We start from the raw sequence: 6,565 nt of genomic DNA, 5'->3' as shown, positions 1-6,565 counted from the left end.
CCGAAGACCAGATTGTCAGGGGAAACCGCACTAACTATTAGACGTTGTCAGACACCGAAGGATGCGTCAAAAGGCACGAATCAGCTGGTTTTTAGACAAGCTCCACTCCCCAGACTCATTGCTGGCGGGCCAAGGCCAGGCACCACGGAGATCCGAGACTCCAGACTGGCGGGGCGGCCGACCGCGATTCCGCACGGGTACTTGACGTTCGGAGTTCCTTCACGTAGTATCTATCAATGAGCAGCGCACGTCGAAGCACGCGAGCACGGGTCGCGACACCAGGCAGACGAAGGGAGTTTGACGTCGTCATCGAGCGAGACGAGGACGGCTACTATGTAGCTTCGGTCCCGGCCCTGCGCGGCTGTCATACGCAGGCGAGGTCCCTCGACGCTCTGATGAAACGAATACAGGAGGCCATCGCGCTCTGCCTTGAGGTCGAGGAACCGGTCACGAGTCAGTTCGTGGGTGTTCAGCGGGTCACCGTCGCGGTGTGAGCGATTTTCCTTCGCTCTCGGGCGAACGTCTAGTCAAGGCCCTGCGCAAGCAGGGCTTCGCGCTGGTCAGGGTCAAAGGCAGCCACCACTTTCTCCGCCACGCGGACGGCCGGTGCACCGTTGTTCCGGTTCACCGGGGCGAGACCATTGGACCCGGCCTGCTCGCCCGGATTCTGCGCGACTGCGACCTGCCCAAAGACGACCTGAGGTCCGCACTCTAGTCCCGAAGAGCGATCCCCCTATTCTTGTGAATTCGAAGCCTGTCGATGCATACGGCAGGCAGTAGGCAGTATGCAGTAGACAGCACCCAGGGCAGATTTCCGATTTCTGGTTGTCGATTCTCGATTGGCGGAGGCCGGCCGACAGCTCACGGCTGACAGCCAGCGGCCTCAGGCATTTCAGATTGCAGATTGTAGATTGCAGATCGGCGGCGCGGATCAGGAAAGCTGACGACCTACGGCTGGCAGTTGGTGACCCTGAGAGGGAATGCTAACCGCGCCCCAGGTGGACAGTAGGCGGCGGCTGTCTATACTCAGGGCCAAGTGAATCAGGTTCTGGAAGACATCTACCGCACTGGCAAGTGCGTTGACCTTGCCGGCAAGGAGCGGAAGGTCACGGGCGCGGTGCCGCGCGAGGATGCGCTCATCCTGCAGGAGATGGTGCGATTTGTGAAGGCCGAGACGACGCTTGAGACCGGGGTGGCGTTCGGGCTCTCCACGATCGCTATCTGCGCTGCTCTCCTGGAGGAAATGCCGAACGCCGAACGCCAAACGACGAACGCTCGGACTCAAACTGCCTCATCTGGGGAAACGCCGAACGCCGAACGCCAAACGACGAACGCTCAGGCCCAAACCGCGCCATCTGGGGAAACGACGGTCGCCGAACGCCGAACGACGAACGCTCAGGCACAAACTGCGCCATACAGGGAAACGCCGAACGCCGAACGGCGAACGACGAACGAAAACAGCTCTGATGCGCCAATCGACACTCGCCAATCGACACTCGCCACTAATGTGAAGCACTACGGTGTGGACCCGGAGCAGAATACGGTACATGGCGGGGCGGCGCTCGCGAGCCTGAAGCGCGCCGGGCTCGATTCTGTCTTCGAGTTGCTCGAAGGCCCGTCTCACCTGATGCTGCCGAAGCTGATTGAGAAGGGCGTGGTGCTCGACCTTGCCTTCATCGACGGCTGGCACACGTTTGACTACACGCTGCTCGACTTCTTCTACATTGACAAGATGCTCCGGCCCGGCGGCGTCGTGCTTCTTCACGACCGGTCGTGGCCGTCCAAGCAAAAGGTCATTCAGTTCATACGGACACACCGCCGGTACAAGGAGCTGCCGCTGCGCGCGGGAGGGTCCAGGCTCAAGTGGCTCCGCCGAGTCGCCGCGGCCAAGTGGCACTGGCTGCGCGGAGCACCGTTCGGCGTTGTCCTGTCAGCCATCGCCAACCGGCCGGAAATCGCCGCGTTCCTGAAGCTCGAATCGTTCGAGCCCGACCACCGCTTCTACCGCAACTTCTAGCCGGACGGAAGAAGAACGGCCAGGAGGCGGAAGTGGAGTCTGGCCACGAAAGCACGAAAGACCCGAAGAGACCAGCAGCGAATGAGCACGGGCGGACGCGGATGCAGCCTCGGGGCCGGACCCGAATCCGTGTGTATCCGTGTCCATCTGTGGTTGGTTCAGCTCCTGCCTTCGTGGTGGAGCTCCGGTTCTCTCTGGGCCTGGGACACGATCCGTGTTGTCTGTCAACCCAGTCATGTCCCCGCCCGTCTCGCTTTGTGCCTTGGTGTCTTGGTGGTAAGACTCCGTCTCCGCTCCGGGGCCGACTTGCCAGCGCCTGAATCGGCTGGTATATTTGCCTGGTGAGAGTTCTCGTTACCGGCGGGGCCGGCTATATCGGCAGCGTGATGACCAAGGTGCTCATCCAGGCCGGCCACGATGTCACGGTCTTTGACAACCTCTCGCGTGGCCATCGGGCGGCGGTGGTTGGTTCCGTCCGCCTTGTGGTCGGCGACCTCGGCGACACCGCGGCGCTCGAACAGGCGTTTGTCGAGGCCGGGCCCGAGTGCGTGATGCACTTCGCTGCGTTGTCCCAGGTCGGCGAGTCGGTCGCGAAGCCCGACCTCTACTTCGACAATAATGTCACCCGCGGCGCGAACCTGCTTGAAGCGGCCGCCCGCCACCGGGTCAAACGCTTCGTCTTCTCCTCAAGCGCGGCAGTCTACGGCGCGCCGGAGAAGATGCCCATCACGGAAGACGCGCCGCTCAGTCCGATGAACCCGTACGGCCGTACCAAGCTGGAGTTCGAGGCCCGGCTCACCGAGTTCGCCATGGCCCTGGAGATGAACCACGCCATCCTCCGCTACTTCAACGTCGCGGGCGCGTATTCCTGGCTGGGCGAAGACCACCGCCCTGAAACCCACCTGATTCCGGACATCCTGCGCAGCGTGCTCCAGCCGGGCAGGACCTTCGAGCTCTTCGGCGACGACTATCCGACCCGGGACGGCACCAACGTCCGCGACTACATTCACGTTCACGACCTGGCGCGCGCCCATCTGCTGGCGATGGAGACAATCGCCGACCGCGACGTCATCTACAACCTCGGCAGCGGGTCGGGCTATTCCAACAAGGAGGTCTTCGCCACTGCCGAGAAGGTTGTCGGCCGCAAGCTACCCCTGAAGGTGGGGCCGCGCCGTCCCGGCGACCCGCCGACGCTTATCGCTTCGTCCGAGCGAATCCGCAAGGAACTCGGCTGGAAGCCGGAGAAGAACCTCGAGCAGATGATCGCCGATGCGTGGCAGTGGCATCGTCAATTCCCCGATGGCTACAGTGACTAGGAGAACGGATTTGAACCACCAAGACACAAAGGCACGAGCAGGATCAGGCGCCTTCGGCGCGTCACGTGCAGCTTCTCGTTTCCTCTTTGTCTCCTGGTGCCCTTGCGGTAGTAGTTGGAGGTCCAGATGAAGCGAATCGGCATTGCCGGCGCGACCGGGCTCGTAGGCGAGACCCTGCTGCGCATCCTCGAGTCCGGCCCGCACAAGGTCGAAGACCTGCGTCTCTTCGCCTCTGCCAGGAGCGCCGGCGCAAAGCTGAAGTTCCGCGACAGAGAGTACGAGGTGAAGGAGGTCGACCCGGACGGGTTCCAGGGCCTGGACGTCGCCTTCTTCTGCCTTGAATCCGACCTGGCGAGGAAGCTCGTACCGCAAATCTCCAAGCACTGCCCGGTTATCGACAAGTCGAGCGAGTTCCGGCTCAAACCCGAGGTCCCTTTGGTCGTGCCCGAGGTCAACCCACTCTCGCTCGATGGACACGAGAACATCATCGCCAACCCGAACTGCACGACGATACCCCTGGTCGTCGCGGTCAACCCGCTGCACCAGGAGTTCGGTCTTAATGCGATTTGGCTTGCCTCCTACCAGTCGGTCTCGGGTGCGGGCAAAGCAGCGGTCGAGCAACTCCGGTACGAGACCGAGTTCGTGGCGCTGCGGCAACGGCCGGATGCGAAGGACAGCCCTCTCGGCCCGCAGATCGCCGACAACGTCATCCCCCAGATTGCCGACCTGGACCCGCAGGGCAACAGCGGCGAGGAGACGAAGACCATACGGGAATCGGCCAAGATACTCGGCCTGCCCGACCTGAAGGTGAATTCGACCTGCGTGCGCGTTCCGGTGCTGGTCGGCCACGCACTGGCAGTGACCTGCCGCTTCGGCGAGCCGGTGAAGGTCCGGGAAGCCGTGCGGGCGCTCAAGAGCGCGCCCGGGGTGGTCCTGCGCACGGGCAAGGACTATGCTACGCCGTTCGACTGCCGTGGCAACGACTCGGTCTTTGTCAGCCGCGTACGCCAGGGCGCGGAACCGGAGGAGATCAGCCTCTGGGTTGTCACGGACAACCTGCGCAAGGGCGCGGCGACCAACGCGCTGCAGATAGCGGAACTGCTGGAGAAGTAGATCGGGAGGAGTGAGGAGTCGAGATGAAAACGCTGCTGCTCTTGGCACTGGCAGGGACTCTGGTCGCTGCCACTCCATCGATTGAGGAGATTCTCGGGGACCGGCCCCATACGGGAGACCGGCCGATGGCTGCGGCCTGCCGGGCGCGCTACGTCGGCGCCACCGAAGCCGAGTCGCTGCACTCCTACAATGTGCGGCACTACCGGCTGGACATCATACTGCCGATGACGAACAAGTCCTACGTCGCGCACGAGGCGCTTTCCATCCGCAGCGATGTGCCGGCTATCCTCCTCTGCACACTCCACTTTGTGAATCTCGTCTGCGACTCGGTCAAACGTCTGGGCACGCCGCTCAACTTCACCGCCCCCGCCGGCCTGCTGGTCGTCGAACTGAACAACCCTCTGCCCATCGGCGACTCCACGGTCCTCGATATCTTCTACCACCGCGAGTCCACCGCCGCCGAACGGGGTTACTACTTCGCCCGGCCGCCGACAGTCAGTCACGCCTACGCGATGACCTGCACTCCGCCCAAAGACTGCCGCTACTGGATGCCCGGCTGGGACGAGCCGTTCGACAAGCCGGAACGCGGCGTGATGCTCAATATCACCGTGCCCGACACGTTCCAGGTCTGCGCCAACGGGCTGCTCGATTCGGTCACTTCCGGCTCGGGCACGAAAACCTACTGGTGGAACCACCCCTACCCGATTGCCACTTACCTCATCAACTTCGCCGCGTCCCGCTTCTCGTCCTGGAAGCACGACCTCATCCAGCCGAACGGCGACACGGTTCCCTCCTTGTACTTCATGTGGCCGCAGGATTCCGCCGTCTCGGTCAGCACGTTCGACTGCATCCCCGGGATCTTCGACTACTACTCGGATACGACCATGTTCGGGCCGTACCCGTTCGAGAAGTACGGACAGGTTCCCGGCTACTACAGCTTCCCCTGGGGGGCGATGGAGAACCAGACCCTGACCATGATTCACACCTCTTGGCTGCGCCAGGGCGACGATGATGGAATGGCTCACGAACTGGCTCACATGTGGTACGGCGACATGGTCACCTGCGTCGACTTCGCCCACATCTGGCTCAACGAGGGGTTCGCCACCTACTTCGAGTGTCTCTATGTCGGACATGCCGGCGGCCGGAGCGTGTTCAACAACTACATCGCCGGCAAGGGCCGCGCCGCCATCCAGCAGGACCGCTCGCGCCGCTTCGCCATCTACAACCCGCCCGAGTCGGAGATCTACAACTACGGCACCATCTACTGCAAGGGCGCGTGGGTCGAGCACACGCTCCGCTGGGTGCTGGGCGACACCGCGTGGGAGCAGCCGGGCGTCTTCTTCCAGGCCCTGCGCGCCTACGGCGACAGCTTCAAGTACGGCAACGCCTCGACCGAGGACTACTGCCGCATCAACGAGCGGGAAAGCGGCAAGGAACTCTCGTGGTTCTTTGACGAGTGGGTCTACGAGGCCGGCTATCCCAAGTACCATCTGAACTGGAGCAGCGAACCGGCCGGTGACAGCTTCCGGGTGGTCACCAGCCTAGCCCAGGCCAATGGCAGCGGAGCGCCGGACTATTTCCGCACGCCCATCCCGGTGCGACTCAACTCCGTCGCCAGCACCGTGGTCACCCTTCGTCCCGAAGCCAACCCGCAGGTCGACACCTTCCTCGTCGCCGCGAATCCCAGCAGCCTAACGGTCGACCCGGACAACTGGATACTCGACAGCGCCTATGTCAGCCATGCCGACGTCGAAGAAGCGCCAAACGCCGAACGCCAACCGATAAACCTCGGCCCGACCATCGTCCGCGGCATCCTCAATCTGCAATCTGAAATCTGCAATCTGAAATCTGCAATTATCCTCTTGGACGCCTCCGGCCGGAAGGTTCTCGACCTCGCTCCCGGCCCGAACGACGTCTCCCACCTCGCCCCCGGCGTGTACTTTGTAGGTTCGCAGTCCCGCGTGAATCGCGGCCCGCCGGGTGTCACCAGGCTCGTGGTACAGAAGTAGTCGCGAGGAAACCTGGACAATCCCCAAACGGTTGTTCTGTTCATCTGGCAGCCGCGTGATGACCTTCGGGAGTACCTCGCACAGGGGCTGCGCGATACGGCGGGCGTCAG

General features: G+C 62.8%; 6 protein-coding genes. All 6 read left to right on the top strand.

Features of this window, described 5'->3' with window-relative positions:
- The first annotated feature begins 236 nt into the window (after positions 1 to 236).
- The 6 genes from FJY68_08045 (at position 237) to FJY68_08020 (ending at position 6,455) form a co-directional block, all read left to right on the top strand.
- On the top strand, positions 237 to 494 hold the full coding sequence (locus tag FJY68_08045) for a type II toxin-antitoxin system HicB family antitoxin (GenBank protein MBM3331785.1): 258 nt from the start codon (positions 237 to 239) through the stop codon (positions 492 to 494).
- Positions 491 to 715, top strand: coding sequence for a type II toxin-antitoxin system HicA family toxin (locus FJY68_08040; GenBank protein ID MBM3331784.1), 225 nt, complete (start codon positions 491 to 493; stop codon positions 713 to 715). Before FJY68_08045 ends, FJY68_08040 begins: the two co-directional genes overlap by 4 nt.
- A 759-nt stretch (positions 716 to 1,474) precedes the next feature.
- Positions 1,475 to 2,017, top strand: a complete 543-nt coding sequence (locus tag FJY68_08035) for a class I SAM-dependent methyltransferase (protein ID MBM3331783.1) — start codon at positions 1,475 to 1,477, stop codon at positions 2,015 to 2,017.
- 341 nt (positions 2,018 to 2,358) lie between these two features.
- Positions 2,359 to 3,333: a UDP-glucose 4-epimerase GalE gene (gene galE, locus FJY68_08030; protein ID MBM3331782.1), complete on the top strand. Its 975-nt coding sequence runs from the start codon at positions 2,359 to 2,361 to the stop codon at positions 3,331 to 3,333.
- A 126-nt stretch (positions 3,334 to 3,459) separates the two neighbouring features.
- Positions 3,460 to 4,446: an aspartate-semialdehyde dehydrogenase gene (locus FJY68_08025; protein ID MBM3331781.1), complete on the top strand. Its 987-nt coding sequence runs from the start codon at positions 3,460 to 3,462 to the stop codon at positions 4,444 to 4,446.
- Positions 4,447 to 4,469: 23 nt separating this feature from the next.
- Positions 4,470 to 6,455, top strand: coding sequence for a M1 family metallopeptidase (locus tag FJY68_08020; protein MBM3331780.1), 1,986 nt, complete (start codon positions 4,470 to 4,472; stop codon positions 6,453 to 6,455).
- The last annotated feature ends 110 nt before the right edge of the window (positions 6,456 to 6,565 follow it).

The sequence above is a fragment of the candidate division WOR-3 bacterium genome (genome assembly GCA_016867815.1).
Classification (GTDB): Bacteria; Hydrothermota; Tepidihabitantia; order Tepidihabitantales; family Tepidihabitantaceae; genus UBA2258.
This window is presented reverse-complemented; position numbering and strand designations above follow the sequence as displayed.

Excerpts from the sequence above, each read along its gene's own strand:
- FJY68_08025 (MBM3331781.1), top strand. The coding sequence starts at position 3,460 with ATGAAGCGAATCGGCATTGCCGGCGCGACCGGGCTCGTAGGCGAGACC.
- FJY68_08045 (MBM3331785.1), top strand. The coding sequence starts at position 237 with ATGAGCAGCGCACGTCGAAGCACGCGAGCACGGGTCGCGACACCAGGC.
- FJY68_08020 (MBM3331780.1), top strand. The coding sequence starts at position 4,470 with ATGAAAACGCTGCTGCTCTTGGCACTGGCAGGGACTCTGGTCGCTGCC.